Source organism: Labrys sp. HAY1-8F, from assembly GCF_056754975.1.
The window spans coordinates 4,235,916-4,252,701 of sequence record NZ_JBPGWZ010000002.1 but is presented as its reverse complement, the minus strand read 5'-3'; the positions used below and the strand labels follow the sequence as shown (position 1 = coordinate 4,252,701).

General features: G+C 62.0%; 15 protein-coding genes and 1 pseudogene. 8 read left to right on the top strand and 8 right to left on the bottom strand.

Annotation, left to right across the window (positions count from 1 at the left end):
- The first annotated feature begins 198 nt into the window (after positions 1-198).
- The 7 genes from ACR9ZN_RS28600 (at position 199) to tkt (ending at position 8,075) form a co-directional block, all read left to right on the top strand.
- On the top strand, positions 199-1,134 hold the full coding sequence (locus ACR9ZN_RS28600; protein ID WP_454812698.1) for a pirin family protein: 936 nt from the start codon (positions 199-201) through the stop codon (positions 1,132-1,134).
- Positions 1,135-1,392: 258 nt separating this feature from the next.
- Entirely contained in the window at positions 1,393-2,826 is a 1,434-nt protein-coding gene (locus ACR9ZN_RS28595; protein ID WP_434955062.1) for an ABC transporter substrate-binding protein, read from the top strand.
- A gap of 116 nt (positions 2,827-2,942) precedes the next feature.
- Positions 2,943-3,824: a carbohydrate ABC transporter permease gene (locus ACR9ZN_RS28590; protein ID WP_434955061.1), complete on the top strand. Its 882-nt coding sequence runs from the start codon at positions 2,943-2,945 to the stop codon at positions 3,822-3,824.
- Positions 3,824-4,660 (top strand): carbohydrate ABC transporter permease, encoded by an 837-nt coding sequence (locus ACR9ZN_RS28585; RefSeq protein WP_434955060.1) that lies wholly within the window; start codon positions 3,824-3,826, stop codon positions 4,658-4,660. Before ACR9ZN_RS28590 ends, ACR9ZN_RS28585 begins: the two co-directional genes overlap by 1 nt.
- 4 nt (positions 4,661-4,664) lie before the next feature.
- The gene (locus ACR9ZN_RS28580) at positions 4,665-4,895 is read left to right on the top strand and encodes a DUF2160 family membrane protein (protein WP_441771311.1); all 231 of its coding nucleotides are present in this window, start codon (positions 4,665-4,667) and stop codon (positions 4,893-4,895) included.
- A 110-nt stretch (positions 4,896-5,005) separates the two neighbouring features.
- Positions 5,006-5,902 carry an NAD-dependent epimerase/dehydratase family protein gene (locus ACR9ZN_RS28575; protein WP_481273783.1) on the top strand — a complete coding sequence of 299 codons (897 nt, stop codon included), beginning with the start codon at positions 5,006-5,008 and terminating at the stop codon, positions 5,900-5,902.
- Between the two features lie 148 nt (positions 5,903-6,050).
- Complete coding sequence (gene tkt / locus ACR9ZN_RS28570) at positions 6,051-8,075, top strand: transketolase (RefSeq protein ID WP_481273782.1); 2,025 nt, start codon at positions 6,051-6,053, stop codon at positions 8,073-8,075.
- Positions 8,076-8,085: 10 nt separating this feature from the next.
- Here tkt and ACR9ZN_RS28565 read toward each other — a convergent pair whose 3' ends face one another.
- From ACR9ZN_RS28565 to ACR9ZN_RS28535, 7 genes are all read right to left on the bottom strand, one after another.
- The gene (locus ACR9ZN_RS28565) at positions 8,086-8,847 is read right to left on the bottom strand and encodes a GntR family transcriptional regulator (protein ID WP_481273781.1); all 762 of its coding nucleotides are present in this window, start codon (positions 8,845-8,847) and stop codon (positions 8,086-8,088) included.
- Positions 8,848-8,924: 77 nt separating this feature from the next.
- Positions 8,925-9,239 carry a helix-turn-helix domain-containing protein gene (locus tag ACR9ZN_RS28560; RefSeq protein ID WP_434955055.1) on the bottom strand — a complete coding sequence of 105 codons (315 nt, stop codon included), beginning with the start codon at positions 9,237-9,239 and terminating at the stop codon, positions 8,925-8,927.
- A gap of 309 nt (positions 9,240-9,548) precedes the next feature.
- Positions 9,549-10,946 (bottom strand): porin, encoded by a 1,398-nt coding sequence (locus ACR9ZN_RS28555; RefSeq protein WP_454812693.1) that lies wholly within the window; start codon positions 10,944-10,946, stop codon positions 9,549-9,551.
- 625 nt (positions 10,947-11,571) lie between these two features.
- Entirely contained in the window at positions 11,572-12,543 is a 972-nt protein-coding gene (locus tag ACR9ZN_RS28550) for a 2-hydroxyacid dehydrogenase (protein WP_434955053.1), read from the bottom strand.
- Between the two features lie 218 nt (positions 12,544-12,761).
- Positions 12,762-13,766, bottom strand: coding sequence for a D-erythronate dehydrogenase (gene denD / locus ACR9ZN_RS28545; protein ID WP_454812692.1), 1,005 nt, complete (start codon positions 13,764-13,766; stop codon positions 12,762-12,764).
- A gap of 270 nt (positions 13,767-14,036) precedes the next feature.
- The gene (locus ACR9ZN_RS28540) at positions 14,037-14,813 is read right to left on the bottom strand and encodes a VOC family protein (RefSeq protein WP_454812691.1); all 777 of its coding nucleotides are present in this window, start codon (positions 14,811-14,813) and stop codon (positions 14,037-14,039) included.
- A 240-nt stretch (positions 14,814-15,053) separates the two neighbouring features.
- Entirely contained in the window at positions 15,054-15,758 is a 705-nt protein-coding gene (locus ACR9ZN_RS28535; RefSeq protein WP_481273780.1) for a DUF899 domain-containing protein, read from the bottom strand.
- Between the two features lie 155 nt (positions 15,759-15,913).
- Here ACR9ZN_RS28535 and ACR9ZN_RS28530 point away from each other — a divergent pair.
- Positions 15,914-16,344, top strand: a pseudogene (locus ACR9ZN_RS28530) (MarR family winged helix-turn-helix transcriptional regulator).
- 65 nt (positions 16,345-16,409) lie between these two features.
- Here ACR9ZN_RS28530 and ACR9ZN_RS28525 read toward each other — a convergent pair.
- On the bottom strand, positions 16,410-16,769 hold the full coding sequence (locus ACR9ZN_RS28525) for a YadA-like family protein (protein ID WP_481273779.1): 360 nt from the start codon (positions 16,767-16,769) through the stop codon (positions 16,410-16,412).
- Positions 16,770-16,786 lie beyond the last annotated feature (17 nt).

Sequence of the window (16,786 nt, the reverse complement as noted above, 5' to 3'; positions counted from 1 at the left end):
CGCGCCTCGTCTTCCCCGCTGGTGATTTGGCAAACCTCGCATGATCGTTTCCATCAGTCCAAGCCACTGATGCCGAATTCGGCGTTCTCGATTGACGAACGGCAAAAAGGTTTTGGGCGGACGGCTCCCTGTTTATGCTGAGCCATGGGCCGCGTATGGCCGACAACGTCCGCAGCATCAAGCGGACTGGAGGATCGAATGAGCTGGAATCCCGCCCTGACACCCGGTTGCCCCGATGCGATCGGCATCGACGCGATCGAAACCTTGATCGTACCGCGTTCGCGCGATCTCGGCGGCTTCGAAGTGCGCCGCGCCTTGCCGGCCCCCAAGCGCCAGATGGTGGGACCGTTCATCTTCTTCGACCAGGCGGGGCCCGCCGAATTCCTGACCGGGCAAGGCGTCGACGTGCGCCCGCACCCCCATATCGGCCTGGGCACCGTCACCTATCTCTATCGCGGCGATTTCCACCATCGCGACAGTCTGGGCACCGACCAGGTCATCCAGCCCGGCGCCCTGAATTGGATGGTGGCCGGGCGCGGCGTCACCCATTCCGAACGAACCTCTGCGGAAGCCCGCCAGGGCCCCAACAGCCTGTTCGGCATCCAGACCTGGATCGCCCTGCCTGAAACGCATGAGGACATGGCGCCGATGTTCGAGCATCACGGCAAGGAGAGCCTGCCGGTGATCGAAAGTGACGGCGTCAGCGTGAAACTCATCCTCGGCAATGCCTATGGCGAGAAGGCGCCGGCGACATTGTTCTCGGAAACCTTCTATGGCGATGTCGTGCTGGCCCCCCGTGCCAGACTGCCGCTGCCGGACGAGCACGAGGATCGCGGCCTCTATATCACGCAAGGCTCCGTCACCATCGCCGGCCAGGATTTCGCGGCCGGGCAGATGATGGTCTTCCGCCCCGGCGATGCCATCACCGTGGCGGCCGGCGACCAGGGGGCCCGCCTGATGATCCTGGGCGGCGCCACCCTCGGCGGGCCGCGCTATATCTGGTGGAACTTCGTCGCCTCCTCCAAGGAGCGCATCGAGGAAGCCAAGACCCAGTGGCAGGCGCAGAAGTGGGGCCAGGGCCTGTTCGATCTGCCCCCGGATGATCGCGCCGAACATATTCCTCTACCGGATTGAGGCTGGTCGCGGCATCCATTCTCCCAGGCAAACAGTCGTCGACGAACCTTCTTCATCACCTGGAGAAAGTTCGTCATATTTTAGGGATGACTTTGCGCAAGATTCTTCATACAACTTCACCTTGCGCGTGACCTTGCCCATTGACTCAGTTTGTGGAAATGCGCAACAAAATGAAGGGCGCCCCCATGATGTGGCTCGGGCGCCTATCCCGTCGCCACGCGGGCAAAAAGAAACAAGCCATTTCCAGGGAGAAACCAGATGTACAGGAAGATAGGAGCCGGCCTCGCCGCACTGACGGTCAGCGTCCTGCTCGCCACCACCTCCGCCTATGCCGATTTCTGGTCCGACGCCTCCAAGGACCTCCAGGGCGTCACCATCCACGGCATCTCGGAGAGCACGCCGCCCTCCAACTATGTGAAGAACGTGCTGGGCCCGGCTTTCACCAAGGCCACCGGCATCAAGGTGGAGTTCGAAGCCACCTCCTGGGACCAGATGTACGACAAGGCGATCAAGGACATGGAGGCCAAGACCGGCGTCTATGACTTCGTCTATATCGAGCAGGACATCATCTACAGCTATCTGGCCCGCAACTTCCTGGTCGACATCACCAAGACGCTCGCCGACAAGCCGGCGCTGAAGGCACCGGACTACGATCCCGCCAAGTTCACCACCTTCGCCAACTACTTCAAGGACGACAAGGGTGACCTCTACGGCGTGCCGATGGAGGCCTTCATCAAGATCTATCTCTATCGCAAGGATCTGTTCGATGATCCGGCGGTGAAGGAAGCCTACAAGAAGAAGACCGGCAAGGATCTCGCCCCCGCCAAGACCCACGAGGACTACAAGGCCATCGCCGATTTCTTCACCGAATGGGGCAAGGACAAGGGCGAGGAATTGTGGGGCTCGACGGTGCAGGCCAATACCGGGCATCCCGCCTCCTGGTACGAATTCTTCGAAAGCGTCGCACCGACCTTCGGCGTCTATAATTGGGGCATCGACGCCTCCAAGAACTATGCCGCCACCGTCGCCAATGGCGGCTCGATGAACAGCCCAGAGGCCAAGAAGGCGCTGGAATACTGGTTGAGCCTGCTGCCGGACGCTCCGCCCGAATCCACCGCCAGCACCTGGGACGAAGTTGCGGCCACCTTCGCCGCCGGCCGCGCCGCACAGGGCCTCGTCTATGGCGAGAATGCCGCCTGGATCGCCACCGATGCCGGCAAGTCCAAGGTGGTGGGCAAGGTCGGTGTCGCCCTGCCTCCGACCTCTCCGGGGGTGATCGAGGCCGCCGAAGCCGGCAAGGGCTATATCGGCTATTATGACGGCGGCGCCTTTGGCATCTCCTATGCCTCCAAGAACAAGGAGGCGGCCTTGCTCTTCCTGCAATATATCGCCCAGGAGAGCGTCCAAGCCGATTGGGCCGTCGCCGGCTCGCGCATCACCCATAACTCGACTTATGACGATCCCAAGGTGAAGGCGCAGGACGAGAAGACCAACGGCTATTATTCGCTGATGAAGAAGGACGGCAAGCTCTTCGCCGGCGCACCGCCCTACCCCTTCCATGCCCAGGTGCGCGAAGCGACCGCCTCTATCTTCTACAAGGCGATCACGGGCGATCTCTCGGCGTCCGACGCCCTCGATCAGATGGCGGCCACGACGGAGGCCGAACTCAAGAAGCTGGGCTATCGCAAATAGCGGGCCTGCCGGAGCCGCCCAGGGCGGTTCCGATTTACCGGAAATAGCGGCGGGGCCCCTGGCTTAGCAGGAGTCGCGCCGCTGTCCTTTACTGCCTCGCGGGTGAAGGAATCCCCATGCGATCGTCGACAACCGGCTGGCTGCTGCTGGCACCCACGCTGTTCATCCTCGCTCTGTTCGGTATCGTGCCGTTCATCTACGTGATGGTGGTCTCCTTCACGCAGTGGAACAGCTTCGCCGCCGATCCGGCCATGCATTTCAACGGGCTCGACAATTTCCGCGCCCTGGTATTCGACACCGACTTCCTCAAGTCGATCTGGGGGACGTTGAAATTCGGCTTCTTTGCCGTGGTCAGCGAGATCGTGCTCGGCTATTTCCTCGCCCAGCTCTTCATGCGCGATTTTCCGGGCAAGGGCTTCTTCCGCACCATCCATACCCTGCCGCTGGTGATCGCGCCCATTGCCGTGGGCGCGATCTGGCGCCTGCTGCTCACGCCGGGCCTCGGCCCGGTGCCGAGCTATCTGCGCAGTTGGTTCGGCTACGACCTCAATATCAGCCGCTTCTCGGACCAGGCCTTCGCGGCCGTGGTGATCATGGACATCTGGCACTGGACGCCGCTGGTGACGCTGACCCTGCTCGCAGCCCTTTCCTCCCTGCCCAAGGATCCTTTCGAGCAGGCGCAGATCGACGGGGCCAGCCGCTTCCAGATCTTCTGGCACATCACCCTGCCGATGCTGAAGCCGGCCATCCTCGCCACCGTGTTCATCCGCCTGATGGACGCTTTGCGCACCTTCGACGAGATCTTCATGCTGACCAGCGGCGGCCCGGGCGACGCCACCCGCTTCGTCGGCCTCTACATCTACCGCGTGGTGTTTCCCAAGAAGGATTACGGCTATGGCGGCGCCATGTCCGTGCTCGTGCTCTACCTCACCATCGTGATGTGCTGGCTGCTCTATTCGGCCCTGGTAGCCCGGCGCGACCTCAGGAGGCCCGAGTGATGCGCAAGCCCAATGTCTTCGTAAGCCTGCTGCTCTGGATCGTGCTCAGCCTGATCACGCTGGCGCCGATCTACTGGCTGTTCGTCGTCTCAGCCAAAAGCCGTGTCGAGCTGTTCGGCAGGCCGAGCTTCCTGTTGACCTCGTTCTTTCCGGACAATTACGCCAACGCCCTGACGGATCCGAACCTGCAGAAATACATGCTGAATTCGGTCATCGTCGCCACCTCCAACGCGCTGCTGGTGACCCTGCTCGGCTTCCTGGCCACCTATGCGCTGACGCGCTACAAGCTGGTCGGCAAGGAAAACGTCTTCTTCTGGACCATCACCAACCGCATGGCGCCACCGGCGGTATTCCTGCTGCCCTTGTTCCTGCTCTATACGCAGGTCTTCGCCATCGGCGACTGGAAGCTGTACGATACCCGCATCGGCCTCATCCTGCTCTATTGCGTGTTCAACCTGCCCTTCGCGGTGTGGACGCTGCGCCCAGTGCTCGACGCCATTCCGCAGGAACTCGACGAGGCTGCCACCATCGACGGCGCCTCGACCTTCCAGCTCCTGACCAAGGTGATCTATCCGCTGGCCCGCCCGGGCCTCGCCGTCACCATGATCCTCACCTGGATCTTCGCCTGGAACGAGTATCTGCTGGCAGCCACCCTCACCAGCGTGGAGGCACGCACCATCACCACGCTGCTCGCCGAATATGTCTCGGTCACCGGTACCAATTGGGGCCAGCTCGCCGCCACCGCCATGCTGACGCTGATCCCGGCCCTGGTGATCCTCGGTGTCGTGCAGCGCCATATCGTCGCCGGCCTGACCTTCGGCGCCGTGAAGGGATGAGGCCATGAACCAGTTTACGAATCTCGACGAACAGAACGAAGAGGCCAAGAAAGTCGCCGAGAAGACGGGCTTCCTGCCGATCCACACCAACGGCTTCGACCGCGGCTTCATCGCCGTGGTGTTGCTGATCGCCATCCATCTGTTCTGGATGCGCTTTCTGGAGCAGTCGCTGTCGATCTACATCGCCACTGCGATCTCGCTGGTGCTCGGCTATGTGATCATCAAGAAGGGGTGAGTTCTTCGCCTGTCGAGGCATACTGCCAGGGTAGAATCTTGCTCTTGCACTTCGGCGCTCTCCCACTATTGTCATACAAAATAACATGACAATAGTGGGAGACAGCGAGCATGGCCAAGCGCATCATGTTCACCGGCGGCAGCGGCAAGGCCGGGCGCCATGTGGTGAAGGATCTCCTCGATCACGGCTACCAGGTGCTCAATATCGACACCCGGCCATTGGACGATCCGCGCGTACGCACGCTGATCGCCGACATCACAGATGCCGGCCAGGTATTCAATGCGCTGTCGAGCTATATGGGCACCCACGAGTTCGACGCCTCCTTGCGCCCGCAGAGGGTCGATGCCGTCGTTCATTTCGCCGCCATTCCGCGCATCATGATCGTGCCTGACAACGAGGTGTTCCGCGTCAATGCGCTCGGTACCTACAACGTCATCGAGGCAGCGACCAAGCTCGGCATCCGCAAGGTCGTGATTGCCTCGAGCGAGACGACCTATGGCGTCGTCTTCGCCCATGAACATCGCAGTCCCGCCTATTTTCCCCTCGACGAGGACTATGACGTCGACCCGATGGACAGCTACGCCCTCTCCAAGGTCGTCAACGAGAAGACGGCTCGCGCCTTCGCGCTGCGCGAAGCCACCGACATCTATGCGCTTCGCATCGGCAACGTCCTCATCCCCGAAGACTACACCGAAAACTTCCCCAAATGGTTCGCCGATCCAGGCTTCCGCAAGCGCATCGCTTGGAGCTATATCGATGCGCGCGACCTCGGCCAGATCACCCGGCTCGCCATTGAGAAGGACGGCCTCGGCTTCCAGGTCTTCAATGCCGTCAACGACGACACCTCGTCCAATCTGCCGACCGCCGAACTGCTCCGGCGCTTCTATCCCGATGTGCCGGTGAAAGGCACGCTCGGCGAATATGAGACGCTGCTTTCCAACAAGAAGGCTCGCGAGCTCCTGGGCTTCCGGGAGGAACATCCCTGGCGGCGCTATGTGAAGGGCTAGGGCGGCTTCGACCGGGCCAGTTCCTGCCTGCGTCATGGCGCGCTGAGCGAGGCAATCCAGGCCAGGAAACCGCGGCATTTGACAGCATAACTTATGCGTCCTACTTGTACGGACAGGATTACAAGATACGAACCATCTGGGAAACGCCATGAGCTTCGACGAACGCCCCGCCCTCTCCCCGCGCGACCTCGCCAACGCCATCCGCTTCCTGACCGTCGATACCATCGAGGCGGCTGGGACAGGTCATCCCGGCACCGCCATGGGCATGGCCGATATCGCCGAGGTGCTGTGGAACCGCTTCCTCAAGCACAATCCGGCCGACCCGGCCTGGATCGATCGCGACCGCTTCGTACAGTCGAACGGCCATGGCGCGATGCTGATCTATTCCCTGCTGCATCTGTCAGGCTATGATCTCTCGCTGGAAGATTTGAAGGCCCATCGCAAGCCTGGATCCAAGACGCCGGGCCATCCCGAACATGGCATGACGCCGGGGGTCGAGACGACCACCGGCCCGCTCGGCCAAGGTTTCGCCAATGCCGTCGGCATGGCGCTTGCCGAGCGCAAGCTGGCGGCCGAATTCAACCGCGATGGCTTTCCTGTCATCGATCACCACACCTATGTCTTCCTCGGTGACGGCTGCCTGATGGAAGGCGTGGCGCAGGAGGCTGCTTCGCTCGCCGGCGCGCTCGGCCTCGGCAGGCTGATCGCCTTCTATGACGACAACGGCATCTCGATCGACGGCGAGGTCAAGGCGTGGTTCGCGGACGACACGCCGGCGCGCTTCCGGGCGCTGGGCTGGCACGTGGTCGCCGATGTCGACGGCCATGATGCGGGCACCGTGCAGGCGGCGATCGAGGAGGCGCGCGGCGCGCATGACAGGCCGAGCCTGATCTGCTGCCGCACCATCATCGGTTTCGGCGCCCCCAACAAGCAGGGCAAGGAAGAAGTCCACGGCGCCCCGCTGGGTGCCACCGAGGCTGCCGCGACCCGCGAGACACTGGGCTGGCCCTATCCGCCGCATGAGGTGCCGCCCTCCATCCGCGCCGGCTGGGATGCGCACGGTCGTGGAGCTGACAGCCAGGCGGCCTGGGAGGCGCTGTTCACCCGCTATCAGGCAGCCTATCCAGATCTGGCCGCGGAGTTGCAGCGTCGCATGGCCGGCGAAGCGCCCGCAGCTTTCGCCACGGCCGTGGCCGATTATGCCGATGCCCTGGTGAGGGAGCCGCCGGCCCGCCAGCCTCTGCGCAAGGCCTCCAGCAAGGTGCTTGCCCGTTTCACCGCGATGCTGCCGGAGCTGATCGGCGGCTCGGCCGATCTCAGCCAGTCCACTCTGGCCTGGACGCCGGCTTCCAAATCAATCCTGCCCGGGGATTTCGCCGGCAATTTCATCCACTACGGCGTGCGCGAATTCGGCATGTCCGCCGTGATGAACGGCATGGCTGCTCACGGCGGCCTGATCCCCTTCGGCTCGACCTATCTGGTCTTCAGCGACTATGCCCGCAACGCCGTGCGCCTCGCCGCCCTGATGAAACTCAAGGCGATCTTCCTCTACACGCATGATTCCATCGGCGTCGGTGAGGACGGGCCGACTCACCAGCCCGCCGAGCAACTCCTCGCCTTGCGCGCCATTCCCGGCCTGTCGCTATGGCGCCCCGGGAGCGAACTCGAAGCGCTTCTTGCCTGGGAAGCGGCAGTGGGCCGTGAGGGGCCCAGCGTCATCGTCGCGGCCCGCCAGGACGCTCCGGCGATTGCCCATGTCCCTGAACACCGGCAGGCGATCCGGCGTGGCGGCTATGTGCTTTCCGGACCGGCGGAGTACCCTGATCTCGTCCTTGCCGGAACCGGCTCCGAGCTGGGACTCGTTGCCGAAGCCGCAGCGCATCTCGCAGCAGAGGGCATCCGCACGCGGGTGGTATCGATCCCCAACGCCAATATTTTTGCCAGCCAGCCCGCGGCCTATCGCGACGCGGTGCTGGCCCCCGGCACGCCCACTTTGTTCGTCGAGGCTGCCTCGTCGATCTACTGGTACCAATTCCTGCGCGGTCCCGGCGCGGTTGTTGGCATCGACGCCTTCGGCGAGAGTGCGCCCGGCCCGCTACTTTACCGGCATTTCGGCCTCACGCCCGAAGCGATCGCGGCAAAAGCGAGAGCTTTGCTCCCGGCAACTTCTTAAGAACCGTCCTTCAGCGCGCCCGATGCAATTCGATGGTCAGGCGCGTACGATCGGGATGGTGCCAGGATTCGTAATATTCCACCGGCCTCCCTTCCTGATCATAGGTAAGTTCACGGTTGAAGAGCACATGCGATCCGGGATCGAGCCCGAGATGGCCGGCAATCTCCGCATCGGCCGTGCCGATTTCCACAGTGCGCTGGCCGCTGGAAACGATCACGCCGAAATCCCGTTCGAGGCATTCGTAGAGCGAGACCTGCTCGAGCCCCGGATGGGTCAGCAATCCCGGCACCCGGCCATAGGGCAGGTAGTTGCGCACCAGCAGCAGCACCTCGCCATCGGCATAGCGCAGGCGTTCGATCAACACGGCCTTGCTGTCGCCGATACGCTCGGCGATGGCCACGGGGGCGTCGATCAGGCGTTGCGCCAGGATTTTTGTGCTCAGTTTGAAGCCGGCCCGCGCCAGATCCTCGCGCAACGGGTCAAGGCGTTGGCTTAGATTGATCGGCACCTTGCGCTCGCGCACGAAGGCACCGCGTCCCCGCTCGGTTTCGATCAGCCCCTGCAGCGCCAGCGACTGCAGTGCCTGGCGCACGACGCTGCGCGAGACGTCGTAGCGGGCGCAGAGCTCATGTTCAGAGGGAAGCCTCCCGCCCGCGGCATAGAGGCCCTGCGAAATTCCAGCTCTCAAGGTCTCGGCGAGTTGGAAATAGAGGGGAACCGGCGTGGAGCGATCGAGCATGAAGGGAGCGGGCAAATCGGCAAAGGGGACCAAAGGACCCTATCAGCTTTACCGCCGGAGCAACAGGCGCGCCTGCCCCTCCTTGCCCAGCGTTTCAACCGCGCCGGCGATCAAGCCGCGTCAGTTTCCTGAGCGAGCACGCCGCTCACACCAGCACTGCCGCGGATCGCATAAGTCAGCGGATCTCGGCCCATCTCTACCGCGAGAGTCACGAAAGTTTCGGCATTGCAAGGCAGATAGGAGGATTCAAGGCGCGCCAGCGTGCTGAAGGTCACGCCCGTGAGCGCACCGAATTGCCGATAGGTCAGCCCGCGCGTTGCGCGCACACTCCGCAAATCGTCGCCAAATCGCTTCCAATCGATCTGTAGCGATGTGGCGTTCTTCTGGAAGGGACGGCTCGCTCTTTCCTGCATTTCTTCACTCACTTCACGCCCGGTTCGATCGCGCTACATTGCCTGACACTCTTTCAGCAAACACTTTGAAATATTCCATCGCGACTTCCCCAGGACTGGGAAGACTCCGCAAAATGCACTGCACTTCAACAGCTATACGTAAGGTATTCCAATATACGGAACCATATCGAAATACATTTAGCGTTACATCTAAAAAACGTAACATCACATTTTCTTGAGGGCACTGCAAAAACGCACAGCACAACTTCGTGGCAACAAGCACAATAGGCCAAGCGGGGCCCGGCTCACGCCGGGCCCCGCTTTCAGATCGTCCAGTTCGGATCAGAAGGTGCGCTTCAGGCGAACGCCACCCTGCCAGGAGTTGGCGGAGCCATCCAGAGACCCCAACGGCCCGATGCCAACTTCCTGCTTGGTGTGGGTATAGGATACTTCGCCAGCCACTGAGAGGCCCTTGACGATCATATAGGTCAGATTGCCCGCGATGGAGTATTCCTTGAGCGAGATATCGATACCCGGGACAACGTTGCGCAGGATGCCGTCGGCCTTCACGTCGATGTAGCTACCCACAAGATTGGCGTTGAGCTGCGGCGTGATATTGCCACCGAGTTCGGCCACGATCGACCAGCCCTTGGTTCTGCCATAGCCCGAAATACCTCCTGGCCCGATCGACGAGGGGAAGAGGTCCGACAAGCCGATGAGCGTGCCGAGGCTGTTCTTGACACCGAGATATTCGGTGGCGCCATCAGCATACTGACCTTCAACGATAAAATGCCCGCCATCGATAACCGGAATTTTAATGAGGGCAGTACCACCGATGGCGTAGCCATATTTGTTGTCATGAGTTGTGGGGATCGAAAAGGGGATGTTGGTGCCGCCCAACGTCAGCGTCCCGTCGACAGTCTCGGGTGCGCGCAACTGGTGAAGAGCTCCTTGGAGGGCCAAGGATCCCCAACTCGAGTCATAACGCAATTGACCAACGACATCCGGGATTTGCTGCCCGCCCTGCAGATTGATGTCCACGCCGGCAGGACCCAAGCCGGTGATCGTGCCACTGATGCCCACGTCGTTGACACGGTGGTCGCGGCCATCTTCGATCGATAGCGTGGCGCTGAAGCCACCGCCAAACTGAGCAGTGTAGGCGAGCAGGTTCACCGTGCTGGTTTCTGCGTAATAGGGCGCCCAGATCGTATCGCCATACTCGTTGTCGTAGAAGCCGAAGAACGAATGGGCGTAACCAGCCGTCAGGCCACCGAACTGGATGAAGGCCTTGTCGATCGTGAAGGTGTTGCCGTTGTAGATGCCGCCACGGCCTTGAGCCGAAATCGGATGCGAGTCGGCATTGATCTGGAAATAGGAGCGCAGCAAGCCCCAATCGGTCTGCGTGCGGGCGTCGAACCAGATACGGGCCTGAGTGTTGAAGGCCGAGCGATCATCGTTCCGGTTCTGCCCGACATTGGTCAAGACATTGTTAAGTGATGTCGGAGCTGAATTGATGCCTACCCGGTCGCCGCCGAACACACGATAATCGGCGCGGATCTCTCCGCCGATCTTGAGGCAGGTGTCGCTGCCGGGAATGTAGAAAAAGCCAGGCCCGAAGGCCGAGCAAACCTTCACATATTCAACGGCTTCGCCCTTGGTCATGGGCAGGTCGGCAGCCTGCGCGGCGCCAATGGCGGCAATGCCTGCAGCAGCGCCGAGAAGTGCGGATTTCATCGTCATCAGAACCCCCTCCGGGACATTATTTTACTTGCACGAGGGGGCTTCTTGACATGACACCCCACTCGCAACAGCCGACCGAACTTGGCGCATGCTTGAGAAGCATTTGGCCGCCGCGTGAATTGTCGCAGTAAGGGTGCGATATTCTAGAAAGCACTACAATAGAATTCCCACGCCTCGGAACCGACAGAAAACATTTTGGCGAATATGTGTCACTCAAAAGACACAACCCGGATACACGAGCTTCCGCTGAATAAATTACTACCGATTTCGGTATTTTTAATTTATAAATCTGCACATTAGAAGTCTATATTGGCGTTTTATAATTGGAACATATTAAATAAACACATATTATCTCTACCCATCAGGCAAAAGTCGAAATACGACTCCCACCACGGGCAAATCATTTTCCGTGTGGTAATATAAGACTTGCAGGTCCGCTGCCGACGCGTAGGGACGCCGGAACGAGTTCGCAAAAATGCCTATCCGGCATCACGTTTTGCTTGCAGGCACGGTTGCCATGCAACGAGATGGAGAGCTCCTCCTGGATCAGGCACGAGCACACCTACGCCGGACCAGGGGTCCGGCGGGACTCGACAGTCGTGTACGCAGATGCAGCCGCCGGCCCTCAGGTCGTCTTTCGCGGCCAGGGCGTTTCAGCCACCGGCGTCAGCGGGCCCTTGCCATCGCGCCAGGAGACGAGATTGTCGACCACCAACTGGCCCATGGCTCGGCGGGTATGAATGGTGGCCGAGCCGACATGCGGCAACAATACCGCATTGTCGAGCGCCGCCAGCCCCTCGGGCACGCGCGGTTCGTCGGCGAAGACGTCGAGCCCTGCCGCGAGAATGGTGCGATTGCGCAATGCCTCGATGAGGGCGTTCTCATCGACCACCGAACCGCGGGCGACATTGATCAGCACGCCTTCGGGGCCAAGTGCCTTGAGCACATCGGCATCGACCAGATTGCGCGTTTCCGCCCCGCCGGGGACGATGATCATCAGCGTATCCACCGCCTCCGCCAGCGCCCGCACGCTGGCATGATAGGCATAGGCCACATCCGCCTGGCGGCTGCGTCCGTAATAGGCGATCTTCAGGCCAAAGGCCTCGGCGCGGCGTGCGATCGCCTTGCCGATCCGGCCCAGGCCCACGATACCCAACGTGCGTCCGCGCAGCGTTGCCTTCGTCAGCGGATAGTTCTCGCTCAACCATTTGCCCTGCCGAAGGAAGCGATCCGCCTGCGGTATTTCGCGGATGGTCGCCAGCAGCAAGGCCATGGCGAGATCGGCGACATCCTCATTGAGGACTTCGGGCGTATTGGTGACGATGACACCATGCCTCGCGGCTGCCGCGGCATCGACGGAATCATAGCCGACGCCGAAATTGGCAATGATTTCGAGCTTGGGCAGGGCCGCGAGCAGCGCCTCGTCGACATGGGCGTGACCGCCGGCAGCGAGGAAGCGCACCCGGTCCGCAATTCCGGCCAGCATGGCCTCGGGATCTTCGGCCAGCCAGAGCTTGTGCACGGTGAAGGCCTGGTCAAGGGCCTCGACCGTTTGGGCAAGCATGGGCTTGGGCATCAGAAGATCGGGTGCGGACATGCCGGAATACTCTCGCGGAACGGAATTGATCGAAGGGCGCTGCCAACGCCTACAGCATCAGGTCCGATTCCGGAATTGGGCCTGATGCTGCAGGTTGTTGTTACCGCGTGGTTTTTGCCGAAAATCAGCATCTATTTTTCGGCCCAGCGCTCCAAAACGTTTTGCGGTTTGGTGAAATCGCCTGCCGCAAGGAGGCGTTTTGCCCAAACACGCCTCGGTCAGAGAGCCGTCAGCTTGCCGCCGAGTTCGTCCTCGATGTGAGCCTGCACGATGGCATCCATGTCGCGGTCCGCGATGAAGCCGAGTTCGAGGGCACGTGCCGTATCGAAATCGCGCGGCCAACCCGCCACGATCTTCTCGATCACGGGATCGGGCTGATGTTTGATCAGCGCCACCGCCTTGTCGCCGGCCGCCCTACGCAGGGCCTCGATCTCCTCGGCCACCGTTGCGGAAAGGCCGGGCATGGAAAGATTGCGCCGAGCGCCCAGGCGGGCCGTGTCGATCGCCGCGGAATGATGCAGGAAACCGACCGCCGAGCGCGGGCTGGCGAACCAATGGCGCACGTCGTCCGAGACAGGCAGGATCGCCTCCTGCCCGTTCAGCGGCTCGCGCAGAATGCCCGAGAAGAAGCCGGAGGCCGCCTTGTTGGGCTTGCCCGGACGCACCGCGATGGTCGGCAGGCGGATGCCGATGCCGTCGAAGAAGCCGCGGCGGCTGTAGTCGGCCAGCAGCAATTCGCCGATTGCCTTCTGCGTGCCATAGGAAGTCAGAGGCGTGTTGAAGAACTCGTCGCCGATACGCTCCGGGAAGGGCGCGCCGAACACCGCAATCGAGGAGGAAAAAATCACGCGCGGATAATAGCCCTCGCCCGGCCTGGCATCGCCATGGGCCTGACGGATCGCGTCGAACAGGCGCTGGGTGCCTTCCAGATTGATACGATAGCCCTTTTCGAAATCGGCCTCGGCTTCACCCGATACGATGGCGGCGAGATGGACGATCACATCCGGGCGGGTATCGATCAGGCGCTCGACCGTACCGGGCACGGGCAGGTCGTCCTGGCTGGCGCTGCAGGCGAAGGGCAAGCCGGCGGGGACCTCGGGCAGCACGACGTCGCTGAGCAGGGCTTCGCTTACGGGCTTGCCGCCAAGCTTGCCGTCGCGGCTCATGCTCTCCAGCAATTTGCGGCCAACCATGCCGGCCGCACCCAGAATCAGGACTTTCATCGCCTCGCCTCGTCATTTCCCCGCGACCGAAAACCGCCAGCCGAAGCCCCGCGCATCGCGTCGCACCTTTTGTCTCATGATGCCCGTTGCGGGCCCGAAGGACGGCTCGAATCCGCCGTTTCTCCTTGTAGCGATAAGGCCTTTGCCAGAGCGAGGCAAGCTCTTGTCTTACAAATTGAGCGAGAGCGTTTGCGATGGGACCTGGTGTATGACGAAGGCTCCGCAGCCACTTCCTGCGGAGCCTTCGTCATCCCCAATCGGGTGTCGTGATCAGGACCGGGGTCGGGGTCCGACCATGGCGGTCAGCGCACCCTGAGGATCACGGGCCTGGATCACCCACATCTCGCCGGGCACTTCCATCGGCTCCAGCGTGATCGTGCCGCCATTGGCGGCAACGCGCCGGGCCGTCTCGTCGATGTCCTCGACCTGGACATAGTAGACCCACATCGGTCCGCACATGTCCTCAGTCCGGGTCATCATGCCACCATAGTCGGTGCCCTTCTTGCCATAGAGCTGATAGACGCCCATCGGCCCCATATCGAGGCCCTCGCGCTTCTCCCAGCCGAACAGCTTGGAATAGAATGCAAGAGCGCCCGCCGCGTCGCCGGCATGCAGCTCACGCCAGGCGATATGGCCGGGCGTGCCCAGGCCCGGCATCTCCGGTGCCTCGCCCTGCCCCTTGAACAAGCCGAACACGGCACCGTCGGGATCGGCCGCAATGGCGAAACGGCCGATGCCCGGAATATCGTCCGGAGCGCGGTAGATCTGGCCTCCGAGCCTGGTCACCTCGGCTGCCGAAGCGTCGACGTCGTCGGATGCGACGAAACCGCTCCAGTTCGGCGGGGTGTTGCGGGCGGCGGCATCGGGCGGAATGTCCATGAGGCCGGCGACCAGCGCGCCCTTGTTGGAAAACAGCATATAGGCCGGGCCCGGCATGCCGGAATCCGCCGCCTCCCAGCCCAGCACGGCGGCATAGAAGGCCGCGGCCCCCTTCACATCCGTGGTCATCAATTCATACCAGACGAAGTCTCCGTGTGTGACCGCCATGACAAGCTCCCTTGGATGCCGGATTTCTGTTCTTGGAAAAAACGATAGGCGAACGACATGGCGGCCCGGCGACAGGCCTCCGCTGCTCATGAATGCAACCGCCTCGACCGCGACAATCTGGAGCAAAGCGCATTCATGACTGAACGCGCTTTGCTCCAGCTCTTTGTTTCCAAGCCAATCCAACGGATTGGCTGGAGCGTCTTTGCGATTCTTGGTGACGCCGTCTCATCGCAAAACACTTTAGTCCTGGTATTCGTCGTGCCGGCACACGAAATCCATGGTGGTCGCCTCGTTGCGCCCCTTGGGCGCCCGGTCGAGGATCATCAGGGTGCCGATCAGTTCCTCCGGACCACGGGCATAGCTCGAATAGGTATGAAACACCTCGCCCTGCTCATCCTTGTAGAAGGCGCTCAGCCCGGGCAGTTCGTCATGGCCCTGGGCACTCGGCTGGCTGGTGAAATTATAGGTGATCTCTTCGCCCGCCAGGTCCTCCCGGCTGAAGGAGACCTGGTAGTCGAAGTTGAAATTGCTGCCGAAGGCCGAAGCCCAGGGGAAACGCCAGCCCATGCGCGCCTTATAGGCCTCGATCTTCTCCTGCGGCGCGCGCGAGACGGCGGTGAGCGTGACGTCGTGATGGTTGAGATGGACCAAAGCGCCGTCGAGATGATCCGCCAGGAAGGAGCAGCCGGGACAGCCAGCCTTCCAATCGGGGCCCAGCATGAAATGATAGACGATCAACTGGCTGCGCCCGTCGAACAACTCCGCCAGCGTGCGCCGCCCCTCGGGCGTGTCGAACAGATAGGCCTTGTCGACCTTGACCCAGGGTAGAGCCATGCGCTCGGCATTGAGGCGATCGCGCGCCTGCGTCGCCTCCTTTTCCTTGATCAGAAGCGCCTTGCGCGCCGTCAGCCACTCTTCCCGGGACACGACTGAATGGGCCGGCATGTCGACCTCCCTCGCTCGGATTTGTATTGCTTGACTAAATAGGTTGATATCAACATTATTAGATCATGTCAAAACACCTTTCCCATGAGCGGTTCTCCTCCAAGATAGGGCTCGATGCCGAAGAGCCTCCCGCTTCGGACTGCGAACCGCAACCTCTGGTTGCATTTGCAACGACCCTGATCGTGCGCGATACCTGCCTATGCCTGCATGTGCAGCGGGCAGCGCGAACGCTGGCGCGCCGCTTCGACGATGCCTTGCGGCCGCTGGGGCTGACCAACAGCCAGTTTTCGCTGCTGATGGCGCTCAACCGCCCCTCCCCCCACCGATGGGCCCTGTGGCGGCACTTCTGGCCATGGATCGCACCACCCTCACCGCCGCGCTCAAGCGGCTCGAAGCCCGTGGCCTGGTGCAGGTGATGCGCGATCCCGTGGACCGGCGTTCGCGCCTGCTGGCGCTGACGCAGGCTGGAAAGCAGCTCCTCGCCCGGGCCATACCGATCTGGCAGGACAGCCATGCCCGCCTCGAGGCCGGGATGCCCGACGGCCACGCCATCCGCCTGAGGCAGGATCTCGCCGCTCTCGGTTGACCCATGACACGACAAAGGCCCCGGTTGCCCAGGGCCTCGGTCAGAGACGTCCGATGTCTGTCGCCTCAGTTGAAGGTGTAGGACAGGCCGCCCATCACGCCGAAATCAGGCTTGCGTCCACCGGGCGAATAGGTGCCGGCGACATTGGCGCGCCACTTGGCATCCTCCGAAGTCCAGCCCAGGCCCGCGGCCATGCCGACCTGACGATGATAGACCGCCATACCTCCGGCAACCGAGACCTTGCCCGGCCTGTCGTCATAGCGCAGGGCCGAGGCCGCCATGGCAGAGGCAATGCCCTGCCGGGCTTCCTTGAGATTGTTGGACACCTGGCTCTGCAGATTGGCGATGTTGCCGCCGATGCCGTCGAAGCGCTTGTCGAGGGCGGTCAGGGCACTGCCGACATCATTGTATGTGCCCGTGCTCAACTTGTAGGAAGTCCCAG

Bases quoted from the DNA above. Each gene is read 5' to 3' on its own strand.
- denD (WP_454812692.1), bottom strand. From the start codon at position 13,766: ATGAAAGTCCTGATTCTGGGTGCGGCCGGCATGGTTGGCCGCAAATTG.
- ACR9ZN_RS28580 (WP_441771311.1), top strand. From the start codon at position 4,665: ATGAACCAGTTTACGAATCTCGACGAACAGAACGAAGAGGCCAAGAAA.
- ACR9ZN_RS28535 (WP_481273780.1), bottom strand. From the start codon at position 15,758: ATGCCGGCCCATTCAGTCGTGTCCCGGGAAGAGTGGCTGACGGCGCGC.
- tkt (WP_481273782.1), top strand. From the start codon at position 6,051: ATGAGCTTCGACGAACGCCCCGCCCTCTCCCCGCGCGACCTCGCCAAC.
- ACR9ZN_RS28575 (WP_481273783.1), top strand. From the start codon at position 5,006: ATGGCCAAGCGCATCATGTTCACCGGCGGCAGCGGCAAGGCCGGGCGC.
- ACR9ZN_RS28585 (WP_434955060.1), top strand. From the start codon at position 3,824: ATGCGCAAGCCCAATGTCTTCGTAAGCCTGCTGCTCTGGATCGTGCTC.
- ACR9ZN_RS28550 (WP_434955053.1), bottom strand. From the start codon at position 12,543: ATGTCCGCACCCGATCTTCTGATGCCCAAGCCCATGCTTGCCCAAACG.
- ACR9ZN_RS28555 (WP_454812693.1), bottom strand. From the start codon at position 10,946: ATGACGATGAAATCCGCACTTCTCGGCGCTGCTGCAGGCATTGCCGCC.
- ACR9ZN_RS28595 (WP_434955062.1), top strand. From the start codon at position 1,393: ATGTACAGGAAGATAGGAGCCGGCCTCGCCGCACTGACGGTCAGCGTC.
- ACR9ZN_RS28540 (WP_454812691.1), bottom strand. From the start codon at position 14,813: ATGGCGGTCACACACGGAGACTTCGTCTGGTATGAATTGATGACCACG.
- ACR9ZN_RS28590 (WP_434955061.1), top strand. From the start codon at position 2,943: ATGCGATCGTCGACAACCGGCTGGCTGCTGCTGGCACCCACGCTGTTC.
- ACR9ZN_RS28600 (WP_454812698.1), top strand. From the start codon at position 199: ATGAGCTGGAATCCCGCCCTGACACCCGGTTGCCCCGATGCGATCGGC.